16 protein-coding genes are annotated in these 22960 nt (G+C 62.1%); 14 read left to right on the top strand and 2 right to left on the bottom strand.

Translation table 11 applies throughout. The features are described 5' to 3' along the window. The first annotated feature begins 202 nt into the window (after positions 1-202). From ACILSL_RS08185 to ACILSL_RS08175, 3 genes are all read left to right on the top strand, one after another. Positions 203-2002: a phosphoethanolamine transferase gene (locus tag ACILSL_RS08185; RefSeq protein WP_395731515.1), complete on the top strand. Its 1800-nt coding sequence runs from the start codon at positions 203-205 to the stop codon at positions 2000-2002. 53 nt (positions 2003-2055) lie between these two features. Further along, a complete protein-coding gene (locus ACILSL_RS08180; protein ID WP_395731514.1) occupies positions 2056-3819 on the top strand; it encodes a phosphoethanolamine transferase in 1764 nt (587 codons plus the stop codon). An 83-nt stretch (positions 3820-3902) separates the two neighbouring features. Further along, positions 3903-4325, top strand: a complete 423-nt coding sequence (locus ACILSL_RS08175; RefSeq protein ID WP_395731513.1) for a rhodanese-like domain-containing protein — start codon at positions 3903-3905, stop codon at positions 4323-4325. Positions 4326-4329: 4 nt separating this feature from the next. Here the strand turns inward: ACILSL_RS08175 and ACILSL_RS08170 are convergent, their stop codons facing one another. Together ACILSL_RS08170 and ACILSL_RS08165 are read right to left on the bottom strand one after the other, a co-directional pair. Further along, a complete protein-coding gene (locus ACILSL_RS08170) occupies positions 4330-5223 on the bottom strand; it encodes an MBL fold metallo-hydrolase (RefSeq protein WP_395731512.1) in 894 nt (297 codons plus the stop codon). Further along, on the bottom strand, positions 5220-6602 hold the full coding sequence (locus ACILSL_RS08165; RefSeq protein WP_395731511.1) for an NAD(+)/NADH kinase: 1383 nt from the start codon (positions 6600-6602) through the stop codon (positions 5220-5222). The genes ACILSL_RS08170 and ACILSL_RS08165 overlap by 4 nt, the downstream gene beginning before the upstream one ends. A 185-nt stretch (positions 6603-6787) precedes the next feature. Here ACILSL_RS08165 and ACILSL_RS08160 point away from each other — a divergent pair, with 185 nt between their 5' ends. From ACILSL_RS08160 to ACILSL_RS08110, 11 genes are all read left to right on the top strand, one after another. Continuing rightward, positions 6788-8017 carry a hypothetical protein gene (locus tag ACILSL_RS08160; protein ID WP_395731510.1) on the top strand — a complete coding sequence of 410 codons (1230 nt, stop codon included), beginning with the start codon at positions 6788-6790 and terminating at the stop codon, positions 8015-8017. 80 nt (positions 8018-8097) lie between these two features. After that, the gene (locus ACILSL_RS08155; RefSeq protein WP_395731509.1) at positions 8098-8637 is read left to right on the top strand and encodes an RrF2 family transcriptional regulator; all 540 of its coding nucleotides are present in this window, start codon (positions 8098-8100) and stop codon (positions 8635-8637) included. Positions 8638-8869: 232 nt separating this feature from the next. Continuing rightward, positions 8870-9052, top strand: a complete 183-nt coding sequence (locus ACILSL_RS08150) for a YezD family protein (RefSeq protein ID WP_395731508.1) — start codon at positions 8870-8872, stop codon at positions 9050-9052. A 31-nt stretch (positions 9053-9083) separates the two neighbouring features. Beyond that, a complete protein-coding gene (gene cysK / locus ACILSL_RS08145) occupies positions 9084-10046 on the top strand; it encodes a cysteine synthase A (RefSeq protein WP_395731507.1) in 963 nt (320 codons plus the stop codon). A gap of 5 nt (positions 10047-10051) precedes the next feature. Further along, positions 10052-10828: a succinylglutamate desuccinylase/aspartoacylase family protein gene (locus ACILSL_RS08140; protein WP_395731506.1), complete on the top strand. Its 777-nt coding sequence runs from the start codon at positions 10052-10054 to the stop codon at positions 10826-10828. A 69-nt stretch (positions 10829-10897) separates the two neighbouring features. After that, complete coding sequence (locus tag ACILSL_RS08135; protein WP_395731505.1) at positions 10898-11866, top strand: CNNM domain-containing protein; 969 nt, start codon at positions 10898-10900, stop codon at positions 11864-11866. Between the two features lie 476 nt (positions 11867-12342). Then, positions 12343-16671 (top strand): Verru_Chthon cassette protein A, encoded by a 4329-nt coding sequence (gene vccA, locus ACILSL_RS08130; RefSeq protein ID WP_395731504.1) that lies wholly within the window; start codon positions 12343-12345, stop codon positions 16669-16671. Positions 16672-16701: 30 nt separating this feature from the next. Then, positions 16702-17187 carry a Verru_Chthon cassette protein B gene (gene vccB, locus ACILSL_RS08125; RefSeq protein ID WP_395731503.1) on the top strand — a complete coding sequence of 162 codons (486 nt, stop codon included), beginning with the start codon at positions 16702-16704 and terminating at the stop codon, positions 17185-17187. Beyond that, positions 17184-18284, top strand: a complete 1101-nt coding sequence (gene vccC / locus ACILSL_RS08120; protein WP_395731502.1) for a Verru_Chthon cassette protein C — start codon at positions 17184-17186, stop codon at positions 18282-18284. Before vccB ends, vccC begins: the two co-directional genes overlap by 4 nt. A 14-nt stretch (positions 18285-18298) precedes the next feature. Further along, positions 18299-18916 carry a Verru_Chthon cassette protein D gene (vccD, locus tag ACILSL_RS08115; RefSeq protein WP_395731501.1) on the top strand — a complete coding sequence of 206 codons (618 nt, stop codon included), beginning with the start codon at positions 18299-18301 and terminating at the stop codon, positions 18914-18916. A 269-nt stretch (positions 18917-19185) separates the two neighbouring features. Continuing rightward, positions 19186-22908: a beta strand repeat-containing protein gene (locus tag ACILSL_RS08110; RefSeq protein WP_395731500.1), complete on the top strand. Its 3723-nt coding sequence runs from the start codon at positions 19186-19188 to the stop codon at positions 22906-22908. Positions 22909-22960 lie beyond the last annotated feature (52 nt).

The following is a 22960-nucleotide window of genomic DNA, read 5'->3' as shown; positions in this document are numbered from 1 at the left end:
TACAGGCTTACCCCTCTCACTCCTCTAATATTCAGCACTTTCGCGCAGACGACCCACAATTCACGGCATGTTCGCCCTGGTGGGAAGCAGAGCCCCTCACCTTTCCAGCGCTCGACGGCAGGCCCCTGCTGCTCCCCCTGAAACAAAAGGTCAAAGACCGAATCACTTGCCGCGTTTCACTTTATAGATTTTATTAACACGTATGAATTTTAAATCGTTTTTGACAGGTCGCATCCTTCCCGAAGTCGTTCGCGACTATCGTGTTTGGGTATCGGTCATACTGGCCATAAATTTAATCATTCTGCCGAATCTCGTCACCTGCTTCCTCTCCTCATTAGCATGGGAGTCCATCAGCCTGTGGATCTTCAGCACTTCTCTGACCTTGCTGGCCTGCGCCTTCGGCCTGCGCGTCCGACTCATGCTCTGGATGGCTCTCCCACTGGTCCTGCTGGTCCCCGCATGCCTGGTCTGTCTGCTTTCCATTCAAAACCTGCCCACCACGTTCTTGTTTCTGGCTTTGCTGGAAACCAACCCCGCAGAGCTGGCCGTCTTCCAAGCTCAGGTGATCTATGCCGCTCTTGGCAGCGTGCTGCTGGGGGGGCTTTATGTCTGGTTTGTCAAAAAACGTGTACCAGCCAGCTTCCGCCTTGGGCCAGCCGCCCGTTTCCTGGTCCTCGGCACACTGCTGGCCCCGCCCTTCTCCGACTTCCTTACGCAGGGCGGGAATTTTTGCGTCGCCTACGTGCAGCAGCGCTTCCTCTCCACGTTTCCTTGCTCCACGTTTTACGGTGCTTATGAGGCCTTTGTCTTGCGCACCCGGGTGCAGGACCGCAAAGATTTGGTGGAACAGCTCCGCATCAGCCAGGAGCCCGCGTTTCGTGATGAGCAGCAGCGCCAGGTCCACATGCTGGTCATCGGTGAAAGCGCCACCAAAAGCTGCTTCGGCCTCTATGGCTACGACCGCCAGACCACCCCGCTGCTGGAGCGCACGCCCGGCCTGCTCCCGTTCCGTGACGTGTCCAGCGCCGCCACCGTCACTCTCGTGGCGGTCCCCGCCATGCTCACCGCCTCTCCCGCTGGCAAGGTGCTCGAAGCCACCCGCCAGGCCAGCATCCTCTCCGCTTACAAGAAGGCCGGCTTCCGCATTTACTGGCTCTCCACCCAGAGAAAACATGGGACTTTTGACACCCTCACCGCCCTCTTCTCGGCCGAGGCAGACGCATCCGTCTTTAATGGCGGAACCTTTGACCTGGGCGGCGTCGGAGCCTACGAAGGCGCTACGGACGCCAGCCTCATCCCGCTGGTGCGTGGCGTTCTTCAACGGCAGGAGCCCAAGGTGCTCTTCGTCCTGCACACCATTGGCAGCCACGGTCCCTACCCCTCCCGCTACTCCCCCCAGCAGGCCCGTTTCCCGGCGGACAAAGACGCCACCAATGCGGCTCTGATCCGCATCGCCAGCGGCACCTCCACAGACCCTCATGATCTTGAACTCGCTCAAAATTCATACGACAACACCGTCTGCGCCACAGATTTCCTTCTCGCCAATCTCATCAACGACCTGAAGAACCTGAATGCATCCTCATGGTTCTGCTATGTTTCAGACCACGGTGAAAACACCTCCAAGGCCATGCTGGGAAAATTCATGCACGGAGTGGTCTCCCGCCAGGTGGTGGAGGTTCCCATGCTCATGTGGGTCTCACCTGCCTATGAGCAGGCTCATGCAGACAAGGTCGCCAGCCTGAAGGCCCACCTCAACACCCCCTTCAGCGCCTCCTGCACCTTCCATACCCTTCTCGACATGGGCGGCATCTCCTGCCCGGACTTCAAACCCGAGCGCAGCACCGCCTCTCCCCGCTTCTCTCCCGGCCCCCGTTTGGTTTGCGACACCCGCGGGGCCATTATCGATTATGACCAAAAATTCCCCGTTCGCCAGGATGCCGCCCATGCGCCGCTGACCTCTGACACCGCTCCAAAGATGGCGGCCAGAGTGCAGCGCCCCTGATGCGTGCGCTCACGCTGAATTGAGATTTTTCACAGGCCTCCTTCACTTGTTTCATGAAAACCCTGACATCCAATGCACTGGCTCAAAACGCCCGGATATGGTTTTCGATCATGCTGGCCGTTGCCCTGATCAACCTGCCGAATCTCATCGCTTGTTGTTACTGGCTGCCCGCAAGCCAGCTGCTTTTCAGCCTTGTCCTGCCTCTGCTGGCAGGCGCTTTGGGGATGCGCATTCGTCTCACCCTCTGGCTCGCTGTCCCGCTCCTCCTGCTGGTGCCGGCCTGTCTGGCCTGCCTGCTCACGCTTCAAAATCTCCCCAGCACCTTCCTGATTCTGGCCCTGCTTGAAACCAACCCGTCAGAGCTCTCCGCTTTTCAGACCCCGGTGATGATGACGGCCTTGGGCACCCTCCTGCTGGTGGCGCTCTACATCACCTTCGTCAAAGCACGCGTGCCCGCCGATTACCGCCTGGGCCCTGTGGGGCGGCTGGCTGTCTTTTCCACATTGCTCGTCCCGGCCGTTTGGGATCTGTCATTCTATGGCCAGACTGCCAGCCTGGCCGCCGTGAAAGAGCGCTGCCTGTCCACCTTCCCATGCTCCACACTTTATTCCGGCTATGAGGCTTTCACCATTCGCTCCCGTGTGCAGAACCGCCAGGACCTGCTGGAAAAATTAACCGTCAGCCAGGAGCCGGAATTCAGCAGCGATCCCCACCGTCAGGTCCACATGCTGGTCATCGGTGAGAGCGCCGCCAAAGACTGCTTCAGCCTCTATGGCTACGAACGCGAGACCACCCCCCTTCTGCAGAAAACCGCCGGCCTCCTGCCCTTCCGCGACGTCGCCAGCACCGCCACCGTCACTCTGCTGGCCGTGCCCTCCATCCTCACCTCTCCGAAAGCAGGCCAGGTCATCGAGGCCACACGCCAGACGAGCATTCTTTCAGCCTACAAAAAAGCAGGCTTCCGTGTTTACTGGCTCTCCGCTCAAAAAAAACACGGCACGTATGACACCCTGACCTCCATTTTCTCCGCCGATGCGGATGAAGCTGTTTTTTTGGGCGGCAAAATCGACGTCGAAGGAAGAGGCACCTACGAGGCCACAGATGCCAGCCTTCTGCCTTTGGTGCGCAGCCTTCTCCAGCGCAATGAGCCCAAAGTGCTCTTCGTGCTCCACACCATCGGCAGTCACGGCCCCTACCCCGCACGTTATCCTGCGGAGCAGGCCCGCTTCCCCGCGCCCAAAGAAGCTGCCAACGACGCCTTGCAGCGCATCCGCAGCGGCATGACCAGCGATCCCCAGGATTTGGAACTCGTCCAGAACTCCTATGACAACACCATCTGTGCCACGGACCTCCTGCTGACCAGCCTCATCAGCGACTTGAAGAAAATTCAAGCCTCCTCCTGGCTGTGCTACATCTCAGATCACGGTGAAAACACCTCCAAAGCCCGCTTGGGAAAATTCATGCACGGGAGGGTTTCGCGGCAGGTCATTGAAGTGCCGATGCTCATGTGGCTCTCCCCCCTCTACGAGAAGGACCATGCAGGCAAGGCTGCCGCTTTGAAGGCCCACCTCGACACCCCTTTCAGCGCCTCCTGCACCTTCCACACTCTACTCGACATGGGCGGCCTCTCCTGCCCGGACTTTAAGAAAGAGTGGAGCAGCGCCTGCTCTCACTTCGCTCCAGGCCCGCGCTTCGTGTGCGATTCCAACGGCCTCGTCATCGACTACGACAAAACATTCCCCGTTCGCCAGGATGCCAGCCGAATGCCGCCACCAGATCAATCTCAGAAGATCGCCGCCGGCGTGACCCGCCCTTGATCCCCCCCGGCAGAACGCTGTGAGTTCCGCTCGCCAACGCACCACAAAGAGGCACATTTCCGCTCTTCATGCATTCCCTCCTCATGCCAGCGCTTCTGCTCTTCGCGCTTTGCACCGCCGCCATCGCCGCAGATCCCCCTGTCAGCCCGGTCCTGCCACCCGCAGTGGTTGTTCCCCCGGAAGTGCATGAGATCGCCCCGGACCAGGTCGTCCGCCAGCTCGTCGATCACCCGGACACGCTGATCATCGACGTCCGCACCGAGGACGAGCGCCACACCCGTGGCCACATCCTCAATTCACTCAACTACGACTACTTCCACGGCCAGAAGACGCTCGATGCCCTCGCCAAGCTCGACAAAACCAAGCCCTGCATCGTCCACTGCGCCATCGGTGGCCGCGCCCAGTCCATCGCCGTCCAGATGCACCAGCTCGGCTTCAAAAACATCCTCCTCCTCAAAGGCGGCTTCAATGCCTGGACCGCCACCGGCCAGGCCATCGCCAGATGAGGGCCTAATCCGCCTTCCTCATCTCCAGCCGCTCCCCGCACCGCATCACGCGGTACGGCTGCTGCAGCCTCTCGCAGGCGCTCACAAATTCGTCCGGCGTCACGGTGTTGAACTCAAACATGTCGTAGTGACACGGCACCACGAGCCTTGCCTCCCCCACCTTGGCCAGTGCCGCCGCCTCCAGGCCATTGAGATTTCCCGCCACCCGGCGCTCGGGCCTGTTGCCATTGATCGGCAGCAGCATCAGATCGCACGAAAACTGACGCGCCATGCTCACAATGTCATCGTGCCAGAGCGTGTCCCCGCTGTGGTAGATCGTAAACGGCCCGCACTTCACCAGAAACCCCGTGCAGTGGCAGTTCTTCTCCTCATCACGGATCACCTCATTGTGCTTGGCGATGACACCGTGGATCTCCCATCTTCCTTCGAAATACTTGTCCCGGTCCCCCGTGCCGCAGTACGTCACCATCGCATCCCCCAGCCGCTTTTGCGCCTCGCCGCAGTACGTCACCATCGCATCCCCCAGCCGCGTTTGCGCCTCGGGAATGACCGGATGCGGCACATAAAGCCGGAAGCCGGGATTCGCCTCCGCCAGCGGCACCAGCGTGGCGCCGTCCAAATGATCCGTGTGCACGTGACTGGCCGTCACACGGCTGATGCCCGTCAGCCGGCGCGGGTCGATGCAGCGCTCCGTCATCCGCACATGCGGCTTGTCTGTGGCGGCATACTTTTCCGTCAGTGAATCGGAGAGGTAGGGGTCAAACAGCAGCCGCTCCCCCGCCCACTGCACCAGAAAGCCGCTCTGCCCCAGCCACCACACATGCAGGGTGTCCTCGTCCAGCGAAGCCGCCGCCATGTCGGCCAGCAGCGCGTCGTCTTTTTGTAACGCTGTGATCATGCACCAAACTGGATTGCTGCGATTTTTTCCGCCATGTCATGGCTGGCGCAAAACACCAGCTCCGCCGCCGCCGCGCGTGACATCCGCGCATGCAGCGCCACCACACGGCCCATGCTCAACCCGTCCACATACGCCTGCACCGGACGGTGCTTGGGGTCGATGTTGCGGATCTCCACCGTCGTGTCGGGAGAAAGCAGCGCACTGCGCCAATGGGCTGGCTGCAGCACATTGGAGCCTACAAGTAACCATGCCGGCGTATCCGCCAGCAGCGGCGGCGCCCCCATGCTGCGGGCATACGCCGTCGATCCGGCAGCCGTCGCCACCAGCGCCCCGTCGCACACCAGTTTGGGGATACGGCGCACGTTATTCACAGTGATCTCCAGCCACGCCGACTGGCTGGTCGCGCGCTCCAACCAGGCGTCATTGAACCCATGAGCCGGATGCCTGCGCCCCTCTTCGTCCTCAAATTCAAGGAAGAGCATGGGCATTTGACGGAAAATGACATCGCTCGGCGGAAACGAATTTGCCGTTACTTGATCCGGCCCGTTCAGCAGAAACCCGAGGTGCCCCGCATTGATGCCGAAGAACGGCAGCCGCGCGCGCCAGTGCTCGCGGATGCTGCGCAGCATCGCCCCGTCCCCGCCGATCACATTGATGAAATCCGCCGCCCCCGCAGCCACATTCCTGCCATCCAGCAGCTTGCTCAGCTCACGCACCTTCGGGTTTTCCTCATCCGCCTGCAGGAAAAACTTCGCGCCTTCCAGAGTACCCCGCGCCCAGTTTCCCGGCACCGGAGCACGGTACAGACCGTAACGCGCCAGGTAGGCCTCCGCCCGTGGCGGCACCAGATCGCGCACACATTTCCCATGGCTCAAATGCTCGCGGATTTCCGTGCTGGAACCCTCCACCAGATGTTCGATCACCCGCGCGTGCGGTGGCAGATCGTCATCACTCATCGTGTAGCCCGGCCGCTTCAGCACCGCAAAGTTCGCCTGCTCCCACAGCTCCAGACCCCGCGCCCACGTCCTCTGGATCAGCGACTCGCCTTTCGCCCCTCCCGTCACCAGATCCGCGCCCACCACGTGCCAGAGCTCCCCTTCCGCCTCAAAGCGCCGCTGCAGCTCATGATTCCGCGTGAAGGTCTCCTGCTCGAAATCCGAAAGATCCACGCTCACCTTGGGCAGCCCGCCAAACACGATGTCCGCCAGCGCCGCACGATACACCGAAGGCACGCTGTCCGTCACCGGCTTGTCCGGCCGTGGCCCGCACGGGATCACCCGCACCTCGTCAAAATCCTGCGCCAGCCGCGCGGCGATGGCGGCATGGTGGTTCCCCGGGGGATTGAAGCTGCCTCCAAAAATAGCGATCCGCTTTGGCATGCCGCACCGTGCCAGCGGTCACTGCGAGTGCAAGCAGCCAGAAGCCGTCCCGCAAAAGTCAGCCCAGCCCGGCAGCAAACTTGATTGCCCGGAAGTTTTAACAGACGCGGCGGCACCCGCGCTTTATGAGTGCGCCCTGCCCCACCATGGCAGGCACCCTCTTCTTTGATAATCAACGACTCACCATGCGACTTTTCCTCCCGTCCCTGCTGCTCTGCGCCACCCTCACTTCATCGCTCCGGGCAGAAGTCACCCTGGACCCGTGGTCCTACACCGAGCAGGATCTTTACCCCAGCGCCCTCATTTCCACCGCGACTGTGGACTGGAACGGCGACGACCAGGACGCCGAGGACAAAAAAACCGCCGACGATCCCAAACCCAAGAAAAAAGACATCCCCATCTATGGCGATGAAAATGGCTGGCTGGCGGTAGATCTGACCGGCGTGCCCAAAAACGCCGCAGTCGAGGTCAGCATCTCCATCGACGGCTACCTCAAGCCCTCCACCTGGAAAGGCAAAGTCAGCCGGGTCACCAAAGCCGGAGAGGCGCGCATCTTCCCGAAAGCCCTCTGGGATTATGAGGCCCTGCTGAAAGTGCGCCAGCAGCGCCCGGTGAATGTCACCTTCAAAGCCACCGTCAACGGCGAGGCCATCCCAGAAGCCAATGAAACCTACGTCATGCGCTCCCTCAATGACTGCATGTTCTACGTGCTCTATGACGAAGAGAGTGAAGACTTCGACGACTTCTCCTGGCTCTTCGCCGCCTACGTGAACGAAAACCATCCCGAGGTGGACGTCATCCTCAAGGAAGCCCTCCAAAGCGGCATCGTCTCGGACTTCTCCGGCTACCAGTCCGACGACCCCAAGGACGTCATGATGCAGGTCTTCGCCGTCTGGAACGCCCTCCAGCGCCGCGGCATCAAATACAGTGACGTCTCCCACACCACCCCCAGCAAACTCGTCGTCAGCCAGAGCGTACGCTTTCTGGACGACTCCGTCCGGGCCACCCAGGCCAACTGCGTGGACGGCTCCGTCCTCATGGCCTCCGTCCTCAGCAAGATCGGCATCACCTCCTACCTCGTCATGATCCCCGGCCACTGCTTCCTGGCCTTCGATCTCGGCGACGGTGAAGACGCCAAACGCATCGGCCTCGAAACCACCATGCTCGGCAACGACGAGATCAAATCCGTCGAAGAAATCGCCCACCTCACGGAGAAGGCCAAGCTCACCGAGTTCAAAGCCTCCTACAAGACCTTCACCAGCGCCGTGAAAATCGGCAACGCCAACCTCAAAAAGTACAAGGCCGAGCTCGAAGACGACTCCGAAGACGCCGATGCAGACATCCAGCTCATCTCCATCCCAGACGCCCGCGAACTCGGCATCATGCCCATCGCCACGTCCAAAGATCCCAGGTAGCGGAACGCCCTCAGATCTCCTCTGCTGAAATCAAGCAATCCTGCTTGCCCAGTGGGCGCAGCCATCTCATAAGTATTCGCATGCGACTGACCAAACGTGGAGAGTATGCCCTGCGCACAATGATCCGGCTGGGCATTGCCGAGCGGCAGAAAGAAGGAGTGATTTCCGTCTCCTCATTGGCGGAGCAGGAGCACCTGCCTTTTAAGTTTCTTGAGGCCATCCTCTTCGAGCTGCGCACCGCAGGCTATGTGGAAAGCACACGCGGCAAATATGGCGGCACACGGCTGGCCAAGCCGATGAAATCGATCAAAATGGGCGAAATCGTCCGCCTGATTGATGGCAAGCTGGCCCCCATCGGCTGCGCCAGCGAGACGGAGTATGAGAAGTGCAGCTGCCCGGACGAGACGCACTGCGGCCTGCGCATGCTCATGATCGATGTCCGCAACGCCATCGCCAACATCCTGGACCGTTACACCTTGGAAAACGTGGTGGAAGTCACGCTCCGCAAACAGGAGCAGTGCGCCACAGTGCCCAAAAAAGCGTCCAAGAAAAAAGCCGCCACCCGGCATGCCGACCCCTCCGACGGCTTTCTGGCCGTCTTGCTGGACTCCGCACACTAGGCCCTGCCAGCCCTGATGATTTGCCCCGGGCGCAGCGTTCGCTTCGCGGCAGGCGCGCCCTGCCTCAGCCTCTGCGCCTGAATCCTGCCGCACTGCGCCGCAGCACCGGCTTCAACCGCCCCCCGCATGACCGCGCCTGCAAAAAACTCTTTATTCCTACTTGCGCAGTGTATATTTAAATATAATACATTCCTCAAGTTCATTCAAAAACCACCCTCCCTTCCCGCACATCATGTCCCAGCAATCTGAAGAAATTGAAGCCGAGTCCTGGATCGGCATCGTCAGGCAGAAGGTCTCCACACTCAGGTTCGGCTCCGTTCAGATCATCGTCCACGAGGGCCGTGTCACCCAGGTCGAGAGCACGGAAAAGACCCGCCTTCCCAGCGAGCCCCACACCTTTCCGGCCAGGAAGTAAGCCCCGCCCCATTTCACCACCACACAAAGCCATGTCCTACCACACCAGCATCGTTGACGCCATCGGCCACACCCCTCTCATCAAGCTCGGCCGCATCTCCGCAGGGGTGAATGCCACCATCGCCCTCAAAGCCGAGTTCAAAGAGCCCCTCGGCAGCGTGAAAGACCGCATCGGCCGCGCCATGATCGAAGCGGCGGAGGCTGACGGCCGCCTCCAGCCCGGCACCACAATCATCGAGCCCACTTCAGGCAACACCGGCATCGCCCTGGCCTTTGTGGCCGCCGCCAAAGGCTACCGCCTCATCCTCACCATGCCTGAAACCATGAGCCTGGAGCGCCGCACGCTGCTGGTGCTGCTCGGCGCCGAACTGGAGCTGACACCCGGCGCCAAAGGCATGAAGGGCGCCATCGAGCGGGCGAACGAACTGCACGCCACCACCCCCGGCTCCTGGATTCCCCAGCAGTTTGAAAACCCCGCCAACCCCGAGATCCACCGCAAAACCACCGCAGAAGAAATCTGGGCGGATACCGAGGGCAGGATCGACATCTTCGTCGCCGCCGTCGGCACGGGCGGCACGATCACCGGCGTCAGCGAAGTGCTCAAATCGCGCAGACCCGGCTTCAAATCCATCGCCGTGGAGCCTGCGGCCTCCCCGGTGATCACGCAGACGCTGAACGGCGAGCCCGTGGTGCCTGGCCCGCACAAGATCCAAGGCACCGGTGCCGGCTTTGTGCCGAAGAACCTCAATATCAGCATCCTCGATGAAGTCATCAAAGTCAGCAACGAGGACGCCATCCACACGGCGCAGCGTCTCGCCCGTGAGGAGGGCCTGCTCGTGGGCATTTCCACCGGTGCCAATGTCTGGGCCGCGCTGCAGGTGGCCGCACGCCCGGAGAATGCCGGAAAGCTCATTGTCACCGTGGGTTGCAGCACGGGTGAACGCTACCTCTCCACCGCCCTCGCCGAAGCAGCCCGCAACAAAGCCGGATCCTAACCGCCATGTCAGCCATTCCCTCATCACTCGTTTACACCGGGGACAGCATCCCCCGCCCCCTCACACGCCGCCGTTATTTCGTCCTGCGCGAGCCCACCCCCGAAATCGAGCGCAGCACCTTCATTCCGAAGATCATCTCCAAGCCGCTCAATCCCGGCTATGGCTTCAAGTTTGCCATCTTCGCCGGCATTCATGGCGATGAAGAAGCAGGCACCCTGGCCGCCTTTGATCTCATCCGCTGGGCCTCCGAGCAGCCCGTGGAGCTCCACGATTACGAACTCCACATCTATCCGGTGTGCAACCCCACCGGCCGCAGGTCCCGCACGCGCCACTCCGGCAGCGGCGTCGATCTCAACCGCCAGTTCTGGCATGAATCCGACGAGCCTGAAATCCAGTATCTCGAAGGCGAGCTGCGCCGTGAAAAATACGACGGCCTCATCTCCCTGCATTCGGATGAGGACAGCGACGGCCTGTACGGCTTCGTCGGCGGCTCGTTCCTCAGTGAGCATCTGCTGAAGCCCGCGCTGCAGGAGGCCTCCAAGATTCTCCCGCGCAATGACTCCCAGGTGATCGACGGCTTCCTCGCCGACAAAGGCATCATTCGCGAAGGTTATCTCGGCATGCTCACCGCCCCGCCGGGGCAGTCTTCCTCGGCGCTGGAGATCGTCTTTGAAACTCCGTCACTGGCCCCCATGCCCCAGCAGGTCTCCGCCACGGTTGTCGCCGTGAAAACCATCCTCGCGCGTTATCGCCAGCTGCAGTCTTACGCTCCGAATCTCTAACCTCCTCCCTATCCGGGGAATGATTGATGCGCAGGCACCGGTGCGCTCCCGCGCCGGCCTGCACGCCCTATGCTGCCGTTCTTTTTGCTCACCTGCGCCGCCAGCCTCGGCGTGTCGTTTTTCTGCTCTCTCACCGAGGCCGTCCTGCTCAGCCTCAATCCGCTGGATTTAAAGCTGCAGGAAAAAAAAGGCATTCAGCATGCCGCCCGCTGGCTCCTGCTCAAGAACCGGATCGAGCGCCCCATCTCCGCCATCCTGGCCTTCAATACGCTGGCAAACACCGGCCTCGCCACACTCGCCGGCGCGCTCTTCACCTGGATCTATGGCGCCGAATGGCTGTGGCTGTTTTCCATCATAATGAGCGCCGCCGTGCTCTTCGGCGGTGAAATGGCCCCCAAGATCATCGGTGTTCATCAGGCCGCCCGCTTTGCCCCCCGGTTGATTGCGCCGCTCACGTGGATGATGCTTGTCTGCCACCCGCTCATCCTGCTGATGGAAAAATTCTGCGAGAAGCTCAAGAGCGGCGCAGGCGATGGCCGCGGCCAGAGCGACCACATCATGGACATCATCACCCTGGTGCAGTCGGCCAGGTCCGAGCAGCTGCTGCACAATCATGAAGAGATCATCATGATCCATGCGGCCACGCTCAGCGCCCGCCGCATCAAGACCGCCATGGTGCCGCAGGAGGCCGTGAAGATCTTCGATGCACGCAAGTCCCTCCTGGAAAACGTGCAGGCGCTCGGCCCCAAGCTCCACCGCAGCTACCCCGTGAGCAGCAACGGCGCGGCGGACCAGATCACCGGCTACATCCGCGTGCGCGAGCTCTTCCTGCAAAACCTGACGGACCCCGGCACCGGCTGGACATCCCTCATCCGCCCCGTGCTGCACATCAGCAGCACGGCATCCCTCACCCAGCTGCTGACCCTGTTTCTCGAACGGAGCGAGATCGCCTCTCTCGTGGAGGATGCCAGCGGCCAAATGACCGGCTGGATCACGATGGACGACGTCATGAAGGTGCTCATGGGCGCCCGAATCTGAGCGCAATCCCCCGCCCCGGTCTGAAAAAGTTTTAATATCCTACTAGACAAGGATGATTTAAAGCTTAATATCCCACTGTTACGATATGAGTTAAAGTGGCGCATCAAAAACGCCGCCCTGCACCGATCCGGCAAACGGAAGGTTCCATCTCAAGAGCACCCCGCTCCCTGATCCCTCTTTGATGGGAAAGGCTGCGGATTCCCCCAGGAAAGCCTTCATGAAACACTCCCCAACATCCTGCACCATCCCTGCCTCGGCTCCGGACATGCTTCGCCTTTGTTGATGCCCTGAGCAGGGTGCTGTCACGGCCAGACCGGCCGTCTTTGCAGCACCGCGCGGTCCTCAGCCGCTGACGTGGCCGCGTCTCTCCGCTGTGTTTTTTCACGGCGCGCATCCCATCCCCCCGGCGGCTCCCGCCCTTCACACCTGGCCGCGCGCTGTACCAGCGCCACCGCTTTGCCCCTTCCGCTCTCTCCATGAAAAATCTTTTGCTCCCTCACACAAAGCTCCGCCGTGGCATGGCCCTGGTCATGGTCGTGCTCATGCTCGCACTGATGCTCACCCTCATGCTCGCCGTGTACTCCATGTCCGGCTCAGAGCTCAAAGGAGCCACCCGCTACGCCAGCGGCCAGCAGGTGCGCCAGTTTGGCGATCTCGCCGTGGACGTGGCCATCGCTCAGCTGCGCAAAGGCACCACGCCAAATGCACAGAACAAGGGCCGCGAAGTCTGGACCTCCCAGCCCGGACTCATCCGTCAGCATGATGCCTCCGGAGACCTGCTCGCCGCTTACAAGCTCTACTCCAGCTCCAAGATGGTCGTGAATGGCGGGACCGATGCGGAAGCCTCCCTGCTCAATGACACTCCGCCCACAAACTGGCAGGAGCTGAAGGCGCGCTATGTTGACCTCAACCGTCCGATCCACCGTGTCGACACCGCAGGCACCACCACGCTGCATTTCCCCATCATCGATCCACGTGCCATGACCGGGCAGACCGACACCGTCAGCGGCTTCTCGTATTCAGACAAGCTCGTCAATGGCCGCACCATCACCGGAGTGAAGACCAGCGGCGGAGACACCCAGCGCCTGCCCATGCCAGTGGAGTGGCTGTATCTGCTGCGCGATGGCACGCTGGGCACGCTCGATGAGCAAAACAAGTTCGCCGCCGCCGTCTCACCGACAGCGGACAATCCCATCGTCGGACGCATCGCCTTCTGGGCCGATGATGAGAGCAGCAAGGTGAACATCAACACCGCCTCCGAGCCCACCCCCTGGGCCGTCCCCACCTTCTACCACGAAGAGGATGCCGCCTATGCCCGCTATCAGCCGGTGAACGGCGAACTCCAGCGCTACCCCGGCCACCCCGCCACCACGGCGCTCAGCCCCATCCTCTTTCCCGGCAAGACCCTCACCCCTCCGGACAAGGACCTGATCTACCGCCTCACACCCAAGATCGGCGCCGGCGGCTCCGTCAGCGGCACCATTTCATACCATGACCCCAGGATCGCACAGATCAAGCTCGCCTCCTTTCGCAAAGAACGGCTCTACGCCAGCCTGGATGAATTTCTGCTGCAGGAGGATCGCTCGGAGAACAACTTCGGCCTGGGGGTGCAGGCACGCGACGTCTTGCAGCGGAAAGGCTTTTTCCTCACCGCCCAGAGCCGCTCGCCGGAGCTGAATCTGCATGGCCTGCCCAAGATCGCGCTGTGGCCCGTCAGCTATCGTGGCACCGACTACGGCACCTCGTATGATCAGCTCATCGCCTTCTGCTCCACCCTGCGCCAGGGCGGCGCTGGCGGCCTGCGCAAATACATCTTCCAGCGTGGCAATGCCGACTCCACCACGCAGGACATCCAGCGTCCGGAAAACCAGGCCCTGCTGAATTACCTCTACACCCTGCTGCAAAACCCCATGCCCGGCTATGCCGCCGTGCCCAGCCAGAATTTCTCAGCCAAGTACGGTGACGATCTGCAGCAGATCCTGGTCGAAATCTTCGACTACGTCCGCAGCACCAACCTGCATGACGGCAACATCGTGCAGGACCCCAAGGTCATCACTCCCGGTGTCGATGCCACGCAGAACTACCTGCTCGGCTACGCCACGGACTCATCACGCACCTTCAAGTTCAAGACCTTCACCGATCCACGCTTTTTCAATGCAGACCCAGACAACCCGGACGCCAGCTCCTCAGGGCTGGTGGAGGCGCTGGGATACCCCGGCCACGGCCAGGTCACGCCTTCGCAGTGGCCCACCGGTGGCAAAACTTACCAAGGCATCGGCCGCTTTCCCACCATCACCGAAGTCGGCCTGCATTTCATCTGCGCCGCAGACAACACGGATGATCCCGCCAACACCTATCCTGAAGTCTATCCCGCCATGGGCAGGCCCGGCGGCCGCACCGCGCCCACCATTGACGGTGCCACGCCGCAGGCCCGCTGGTATTCCAATTTCCCACCCGTGCCCACGCCCAATCCCTTCCGTGGCGAAAAGGCAGACACCAAGACCTGGCCAAAAACCGGCGGCTTCCCTTACGGCCCTGATCCCGCACATCCAGGCTACAAGTCGGTGAATTGGAACTTTCAGCTCAACAAAAACACACCTCTTCAGCCCGGCATCCGCCGCATCCAGTCACGCCTGCTGCTGGAGTTCTTCGTGCCCGCCGCAGGCTACACACTTCTGGAGCCCGAGTTCACCGTGCGCGTCTCCGGCCTCAAGAAGTTTCGTGTCAACGGCCAGCAGCTCTTCCCCAATGACAGCGAACTCTTCTACACCGGACGCCGCGCCACCAACACCGGCAGCCAGATGACCGGCGGCTACGGCATCGGCCTCAAAGGCGTCCTGCGTGGCCGCGAAGCCGTCGCCCGCGCACCCATGACCGCCGACAACAACTGGGGACATGCCGACTGGAAGGTCAAACCCTCCGACTCTTCCGGCGAGGACACCAGCGTGATCAACTACAACCTCCTCAGCAGCTTCGTCGACATCGACGTGGGCCGTGACGGCAGCAAGCCCATGAACTTCTCCCAGGCGGATCTCAGCATCGAAATCTACAGCGGACATCTCAACCGCATCCCCGCCAGCGGAGACACCCAGGCCATGCTGGTGCAGACGCTCACCCCCGGCTTCCCTGCCGCCCCCACCATGCCCGCCCCCACGCTGGTCCGGCAGTTCAACAAGGCCATGGCCGCAGCCAATGACAAGCTGGAAGCTCCCGCCTGGTGGACCTTCTACAGCCGTGGCGCCCTCGGCATCAGCCTCAACAAGGCCCAGGAGACCGCCATCCGAAACGATGCATCAGGCTTTTACAGCACCGTCACCAAAAACAGCACCGCCACCCAGCGCGGCCGCATCTTCCGGGATAACGTGGCTGCCCGCACCGGCTCACAGCCCGCCCGTGGTGCCTGCTTCTTCGGCTTTGATGCCGAGGACTCGGCGGTCCGCCTTTTCAAACCCCAGGTCTCCACCAGCGTGGCGCAGGCCGAGATCGAAGAAGGCAGCGACGTCGTGCAAACGGTCACCATCAAGCACGGCGACTATCGCCTCACTTCCGCCATGACCGTGGTGGATGCCGGCCAGTGGCAGCCGCACCGTTACTACGGCACACGCAGGCTCGCCCACAGCTTTTCCAATTTCGTCTCCAATCAGCTTCCAGGTTACGACTACGGCTCCAAGTCGGATTTTGCCAGCCGCCTCGTCCCCACCAAGGCCGGTGCCACCTATCCAAACACTCGCATTCCGGATCTCCCCTACTTCAGCGCCGCCACCACCGCCGCACAGCTCTACGGTGACTTTGACAACGGCCCCGGCCCCGCGCGTGACGGCCCGTACATCAACAAGCCTGACGAAGGCAACGTGAACAATGTCGTCAACGGCGTCCCCTACCTTGGGGAATCCAACCAGCATACCACGGTGGACGGCGTCTTCTTCACGCCCAATCGCCTCATCGCCTCCCCCGGTGCGCTCGGCTCGCTGCCCACGGGTGTGAAGTCTGGCAAGCCCTGGCGCACCCTGCAGTTCCGCCCGCAGCAGGGCCACCCCGGCGGCCCGTCCAAACTCGGCGGCACCAATCCGCCGGACCACCTGCTGCTCGAATACTTCTGGATGCCCGTCGTCGAGCCCTACGCCATCAGCGAGCCCTTCTCCACCGCCGGCAAGATCAATCTCAACTACCAGATCCTCCCATTCACCAACATCCGCCGCGCCAGCGGCCTGCACGCCCTCTTTGCCAGCGAGCGCATCACCGCCGTGCCCACCAGCGACGCGCCCAGCTACAAGGTCTTCCCCAGCCCCACGGATCAAAACACCTTCTGGACCACGTCAGGCGGCCATCGCTGGCATTACAAGATCGACGCGGAAAAAACGCTCTCCCAGTTCGAGCAGCGTTTCAAAGCCGGCCAGGTCTTCCTCAGCCCCAGCGAGATCTGCGATGTCCACCTCGTGCCGGACCGTGATGTCGCGGACTACACCCAGATGGAAAGCTTCTGGGCCAGCCGCCGCCTCACCGGAGACAACACCCGCGAGCGCCCCTACACCAATCTCTACCCGCGCCTCACCACGCGCTCAAACACCTACCGCGTCCACTACATCGCCCAGGTCATCCGCAAGGCCCGCTCGTCACCCGTCAGCACCATCACCGATGCCGACAGGTTTGAGAGCGAGTTTCGCGGCTCCGCCGTGGTGGACCGCTTTCTTGATCCCGCACAGGCGGATCTCCCGGACTTCACGAACAGCACCGCCTCCTCGTCCGAAAGCCTGGACAATCACTATCAGTTCCGCGTCCTCGAAAAACGCAAGTTCGGCAACTGAACCCTCCCCAAAAAACCCAAAATAAATAATATGAACATCCGCACCTCCAGCCTCCGCAAACGCCCGCAGGGCTTCTCCCTCGTCGAAGTCACCCTCGCCCTGGGCATCGCCGCTTTTGGCATCACCACCATCATGAGCCTGCTGCCGCATGGTTTGAACAATGTCCGCAGCGCAGGGGAGATCGCCGCCACCAGCCGCATCTCCCAGCACATCCTCGGCTCGCTCGACCAGTCGCAGTCAGCCACCGCCGCGCACAAGCAGCGCTACTACTTCGACGCCTACGCCGTGCCCGTGGATCCAGCCGGCCGGAGCAGGGACGACATCGCCTTCGTCGCTGAAGTCGGCGCACCGGCCACCGACGTTCTGCTGCCCGGCAGCTCCGACATCAACGACGCCTTTCTCCGCCGCGTCACCATGAAGCTGAAGCAGACATCCGCCGCTGATTTCGATTTCTCCGAAGCCCAGCCTGCCAGCTACAAGCTCTACTCCTACGTCGTCGCGAGGACCGGCAAATGAAACCCTCGTTCATCCCATCACGCCGGACGCGGGCGTTTACGATCGTGGAGCTCATGGCCTCCATGTTCCTGCTCACCATGCTCATGCTCGCCTGCGTTTCGGCCCTCGACTCCGTGCGGCGCTCCGTCACCGGCGTGCACCACAAGACGCAGCAGTTTCGTGAGGCGCGCCAGGCGTTTGAACTCATCACCAAGACGCTCTCTCAGGCCACTCTGAACTCCTACTGGGACTACTACTACCAGTCCACCAGCTCCAGCGCAGCGCCCACAGGCGCCGTCACAGCACCCAGTGCCTACATCCGCTTTTCAGAGCTGCAGTTTCAAGCCGGCACGGCCAGCACGCTGCTCGGCAGAAAGACCACCCCGGCGGACTCCCCAGGTCATGCCCTCTTCTTTCAGGCTCCCCTGGGCCTCACCCATGAGCAAAGCGGCCTCGGCAGCCTGCTGAACGCACGGGGTTATGCCGTGCAGTTCGGTGATGACAGCACCAACCGTCCGCCCTTCCTCTCCGCCCACTCCATCCCCGTGCGCCACCGCTACCGCCTCGTGGAATATCGTCCGCCCTCTGAGCAGGCCATGCCGTTTCAAGGCAACACCATCTACACGCATCCTGCCGACTGGTTCCGCCAGGACCTCGATCAATCCGTCCGCACCGTGGCGGAAAACATCATCCTCCTGGTGCTCTCCCCACGTGTCTCGGCAGAAGCGGCGCTCGCCACCAGAAAGCCAGCCCATTGGATCGCGCCAAACTACACCTACAACTCGCTCGACGTGAACAACGCCACGCCTGAGGTGGAAAAAGTCACCGTCGATGCCGCAGGCAATGCCACGCAGGGCACGCAGCACCTCCTGCCGCCACTCGTCCTCGTCACCATGGTCGCGCTGGATGAAGTCTCCGCCGCCAGATGGGCGCAGGAGCATGGTGAGACCCCCGTGGATTATCTGACGCAGGCCCGTGCACCCTTCACCGATGCCACCGCTTACGACAGCGACCTCGCCAGCCTCGAGGCATGGCTCAATCAAAAGCACCTCCACTACGAGGTCTTCTCCAGCACCGTCCCGCTGCGCAATGCCCGCTGGGACTCACGCAGCTATTAAAAAACGCACCTCTCATGACTCTCCGCACCCAGCGGCCACGCCCGGGCTTCACCTTGATCGAAATCCTCGTCGTCGTCAGCATTCTCGCCGTCCTCGCCGTGGCCAGTGCGCCCTACATCGCAGGCATCGCCGCCGCCGCGCGCCTGCGCACGGCGGCTGACACCGTTCAAAACCGCCTTTTGGAGGCCCAGTCCCTGGCCATCCTGTTCAACACCGACGCCGAGCTTCGTCTTTATGAAGTCGAAGACCTCCTCGGCGGACGTCCCACCCTGCGCAAGCTGCGCATCCTCACACTCCGACCGCCTGAGTATGAAACCCCCGCGACCACCACCACCGATGCCTTTGAACCCGTCGGCGCCATGACCAGTCTCGATCTGGAAATCGAGATCAGCGCCGACGCTGTTCATTCATCCATCATCGATCTCGGTTTTCAGGACAGCACCGCAGACATCTACGGCCGCTACATCGCCCTGCGCTTTCACTCAGACGGCAGCCCTGCACTCCAGCCCGCAAAGCCGTGGTTTCTCACCCTGCATGAAAAGGATGCTCATCTGCGGGACAAGAAGCTCCAGAACTTCGTCACCCTCCAGATCGACCCCGCCACCGGCCGCCTCCGCACCTTTCAGCCCTGATCATTTCAGTCATCACGCCATGCCGCCGCCGTCATCGAACCGCCGGGGCGGCGCCCGGAATGTGACAAAAATAGTAATGAAACCATTTTAATGCATATTTGACGAATAGGATATATAGGGTATTTAATTCCTACTCTAAAAGTAGAATTATCAAGCCCTGACCTCCACGGCCATGGCACGGCTGATCCGCATCCCCGGAAGGCCGAAGGCACCCCACCTCACCAGCCAGCGTGACCGCAACCAGCGGAATGCCGGATGCCCCACAAAAAATGTCCCCTCACGCCTCCTGGCGGTCCCCCTCCGCCATCCGGGCGATGTTCCGGCTCGTGCCGGCTCTCGTCCTGTCCGCCCTCTTTTCAATCTCCACCTCCGCCCCCGCCGCCACTCTGACCTGGCAGGGGGACATCGACTCCAACTGGGGCTCCGGCACCTCCGGAACCAACACCAACTGGGTGAGCAACACCCTGCCCACGAGCGGAGACAGCCTGACGTTTGATCTCAATACCGCCGGCCTGTCGCCCGCCGTCACGAATGATCTCACCAGCCTCACGCTCGGCGGCACGAACGCACTCACCTTCACCAATGATGGCGGCACCGGCACGGGATTTACCCTGACAGGGAATGCGCTTACGCTCGGGGGGAACATCACCTCCAGCGGCATCACGGGCAGCCACACGCATACTTTGAGCCTGGGGCTGATCCTCAGCGGCACCCGCACCCTGACAGCGGGGACAGGCACCACCTTTGTGATCGACGGCAGTCTCAGTGAAAGCGGCGGCTCGTTTGGCTTCATCAAAGCCGGCGTGGGTGCTGCCACGCTTTCAGGGAGCAACTCCTTCACGGGTTCCATCTCCGTGAACCAGGGAGTCCTGACCATCAACAGCATCGCGGACAGCGGCTTGAACAGCGCCATCGGTGCTGGAAGCGTGATCAACATCGGCAGCGCCACCACGACGGGCGCCGCCCTCACCTATCTGGGAACAGCGGGCGGCGCGACCAACCGCACGGTGAACCTCGCGGCCACCACCACTGGAGGAGCCACGATCAACAACAACAGCGTGAATGGCAACGGGCCTCTGATCTTCACCGGAACCTTCACCAATGCAGGCACCAGCGGAACGAAGACGCTGACGCTGGGAGGCACCAGCACGGACAACAATGAAATCCAGAGCACCCTCGGCGATGGCGGCCATGGTGGAACCCTCGCAGTCACCAAGATGGCTGGCGGAACCTGGGTGCTGTCAGGGCTGAACTCCTACACTGGCAGCACGACGATCAATCAGGGCATTCTTTCGATCAACAGCATCGCGGACAGCGGCACCAGCAGCGCCATCGGTGCGGGAAGCGTGATCAATTTTGGCAGCGGCGCGCAGACGGGCACGCTGTCTTATTCGGGCGCGGCAGCCAGCACGAACCGCACACTCAATCTCGCTTCCGCCGGCGCAGGCGGGGCCACCATCATTGCCAGCGGCACGGGTGCCCTGATCCTCACCGGCGCAGTGACCAACGCCGCCACCACAGGGACGAAGACGCTCACGCTCAACGGCACCGCCACAAACAACGAATTTCGTGGCGTCATCTCCGACGGTGGTAATGGCGGCGTGGTGGCGGTGACGAAGGCAGACACTGGCACCTGGCTGCTCTCCGGCCTGAACACCTTCACGGGTTCGGTTTCGATCAACCGCGCCTCGCTCACGATCAACACCATCGCCGACAGCGGCACGGCGAGCGCCATCGGTGCGGGCACCACGATCAATCTCGGCAGCGCAATGCAGACCGGCACCCTCATTTACACCGGTTCCAGTGCTTCAACCAATCGCTCCATCGTTCTCGCCTCCAGCGGCACCGGCGGCGGCACAATCACGAATATTGGCAGTGGTTCCCTCATTTTCAGCGGCTCATTTTCCAATTCGGGCACCGCAGCAAAAACCTTCACCCTTGGCGGCACCAGCACCGGCGCCAACGAATTCCAGGCATCGCTCGTGGACAACACCGGCGGCGCATTGTCAGTGGTGAAGACAGGTCTGGGAGCCTGGACACTCTCCGGCACCAGCTCCTTCACCGGCGCACTTTCCGTGAATCAGGGCACGCTCACCGTCACCTCCCTCGAAGACGCCGGTGTCAGCAGCGCCGCCGGCGCGGGTGGCACGATCAATCTCGGCAGCGGCATCTCCGCGGCAGGCACCTTGGTTTACACGGGCTCGGGTGCATCCACGAACCGCAGCCTCAATCTCGTCGCCACCACCAATGGCACAGCCACCCTCAGCAGCAGCGGCAGCGGCGCGCTGGTTTTCACCGGCGTCATTTCAAACACCGGCACCGGCACCAAAACGCTCATGCTCGCAGGTTCCAACACGGACGGGAACACAATCCAAAGCGCCATCGCAGATGGCAGCGGCACGCTGGCTCTTGCCAAATCCGACACAGGCACCTGGATCCTGTCCGCCCCAAACACCTACACCGGCGCCACCACGGTGAATGGCGGCACCCTCAAACTCACCGGCGGCGGCAGCATCGCCACCTCATCCAATCTGGCGGTTAACACGGGCCTGCTCGATGTCGGCGGCACCGCTGCTACGGTGGTCGGAGCGCTCACCTTGGGCGGTGCGGCCACCACCGTGGCCGGACAAACCGCCAGCCTGGTGAGCAGCACCAGCGGCGGCAGCTTCACCCTCGGGGGGAATGTGATCTACAACGCGGGCTCGGCTGGTTTTGAAAACGGCCAGGCAACCATCTCGGCCAATCTCGTGCTGAACGCAGACCGCAGCATCGTCGTCAATGACAGTCCGCGTGCGGCGGTGGATGTGCTGGTATCCGGCGTCATCAGCGGCGGCTTTGGCCTGACGAAGGGCAACGGCGGCACGCTGCGCCTGAGCGGCGCCAACACCTTCACCGGGCAGGCGCAGCTCAACAATGGCGTCACGGAGATTGATGCGCTGGGAAACATCGGCGTGGCAGGAGCACTGGGCACGGCGGACAAGGACACGACCTCGGGCATCATCCGTTTTGGCAGCACCGCAAACACCGGCACGCTGAGCTACCTGGGCGCAGGCGACAGCACGAACCGGCGCATTCAAGTTGGCACTGGTACTGGCGCAACCGCCACTGGTGGCGCAACGATTCTCAGCAACGGCAGCGGCGCGCTCGTCTTCACCGCCGCCACGCTGAACAGCGCCATGAACGTAGGCGCAGCCGCAGCCAGCACGGCACGCCTGCTCACCCTCGGCGGTGCCAGCACGGACGCAAACACGATCCAGGGCGCGATCATCAACAACATCGGCGCGGGCACCAGCGGCACCAATGCCGTGGCGCTGGTGAAGCAGGATGCCGGTGTGTGGATTCTCGACGGAGCCAGCACCTACAGCGGCGGCACCCTGGTCAATGGCGGCAGCCTGCTCGTGAACAATGCATCGGGTTCCGCCACCGGCACCGGATCAGTGATCATCGGCAGCGGTGCACGCCTGGGGGGCGGCGGCACCGCAGGCTCTCTCAGTGCGGGGGCGTATTTCACCCAGCAAAGCGGCGCTGTGATCTTCGCCGGCCAGGACGGTGTCCCGGATGCGCAAATCCTCACGCTGCAGGCTGCGGCCGGTTTCACCCTCGGCGGCAGCATCGAGCTCGACCTCATCGGTGGTGCGGCGAGCGGCCTGCTGAATGCGCCCGGTGCCAGCAATGATCTCCTGGTCTTCAGTGGCGGTGCCGTGACGCTCAGCGGAGCCACGCTCAGCATCCGCAGCACACCCACGCTGGCGGACGGCACATGGGCGGCAGGATCTTCGTGGAAGCTCATCGACTGGTCCTCCGTCTCCGGCACCTTCGACACCGTCTCCGGCCTGCCGGATCTCAGCGCACTGGGCCTCGCCTGGGACTGGAGCCAGCTTTACTCCAGCGGCACGCTCAGCGTCATCGCCATCCCCGAGCCCTCCCGCGCTCTCCTGGTCACGCCCGGCCTGTTCTGGCTGGTGTTTCGTCGCAGGCGCCGCCTGGCATGACCCGAACGGCCTGGAAAAAAGTTTTTAATCCCTACTTGCCCTATGTAGTTTG

The organism is Prosthecobacter sp. (assembly GCF_044222345.1).
Lineage (GTDB): Bacteria > Verrucomicrobiota > Verrucomicrobiia > Verrucomicrobiales > Verrucomicrobiaceae > Prosthecobacter.
Note: the sequence above shows the minus strand (reverse complement) of the source record. Positions and strands in the feature narration are given on the sequence as shown.

Coding starts and splice junctions, on each gene's coding strand:
- cysK (WP_395731507.1), top strand. CDS start 9,084: ATGTCCTACCACACCAGCATCGTTGACGCCATCGGCCACACCCCTCTC.
- ACILSL_RS08150 (WP_395731508.1), top strand. CDS start 8,870: ATGTCCCAGCAATCTGAAGAAATTGAAGCCGAGTCCTGGATCGGCATC.
- ACILSL_RS08140 (WP_395731506.1), top strand. CDS start 10,052: ATGTCAGCCATTCCCTCATCACTCGTTTACACCGGGGACAGCATCCCC.
- ACILSL_RS08185 (WP_395731515.1), top strand. CDS start 203: ATGAATTTTAAATCGTTTTTGACAGGTCGCATCCTTCCCGAAGTCGTT.
- ACILSL_RS08160 (WP_395731510.1), top strand. CDS start 6,788: ATGCGACTTTTCCTCCCGTCCCTGCTGCTCTGCGCCACCCTCACTTCA.
- ACILSL_RS08180 (WP_395731514.1), top strand. CDS start 2,056: ATGAAAACCCTGACATCCAATGCACTGGCTCAAAACGCCCGGATATGG.
- vccB (WP_395731503.1), top strand. CDS start 16,702: ATGAACATCCGCACCTCCAGCCTCCGCAAACGCCCGCAGGGCTTCTCC.
- vccD (WP_395731501.1), top strand. CDS start 18,299: ATGACTCTCCGCACCCAGCGGCCACGCCCGGGCTTCACCTTGATCGAA.
- vccA (WP_395731504.1), top strand. CDS start 12,343: ATGAAAAATCTTTTGCTCCCTCACACAAAGCTCCGCCGTGGCATGGCC.
- ACILSL_RS08110 (WP_395731500.1), top strand. CDS start 19,186: ATGTCCCCTCACGCCTCCTGGCGGTCCCCCTCCGCCATCCGGGCGATG.
- ACILSL_RS08165 (WP_395731511.1), bottom strand. CDS start 6,602: ATGCCAAAGCGGATCGCTATTTTTGGAGGCAGCTTCAATCCCCCGGGG.
- ACILSL_RS08135 (WP_395731505.1), top strand. CDS start 10,898: ATGCTGCCGTTCTTTTTGCTCACCTGCGCCGCCAGCCTCGGCGTGTCG.
- vccC (WP_395731502.1), top strand. CDS start 17,184: ATGAAACCCTCGTTCATCCCATCACGCCGGACGCGGGCGTTTACGATC.
- ACILSL_RS08175 (WP_395731513.1), top strand. CDS start 3,903: ATGCCAGCGCTTCTGCTCTTCGCGCTTTGCACCGCCGCCATCGCCGCA.
- ACILSL_RS08170 (WP_395731512.1), bottom strand. CDS start 5,223: ATGATCACAGCGTTACAAAAAGACGACGCGCTGCTGGCCGACATGGCG.
- ACILSL_RS08155 (WP_395731509.1), top strand. CDS start 8,098: ATGCGACTGACCAAACGTGGAGAGTATGCCCTGCGCACAATGATCCGG.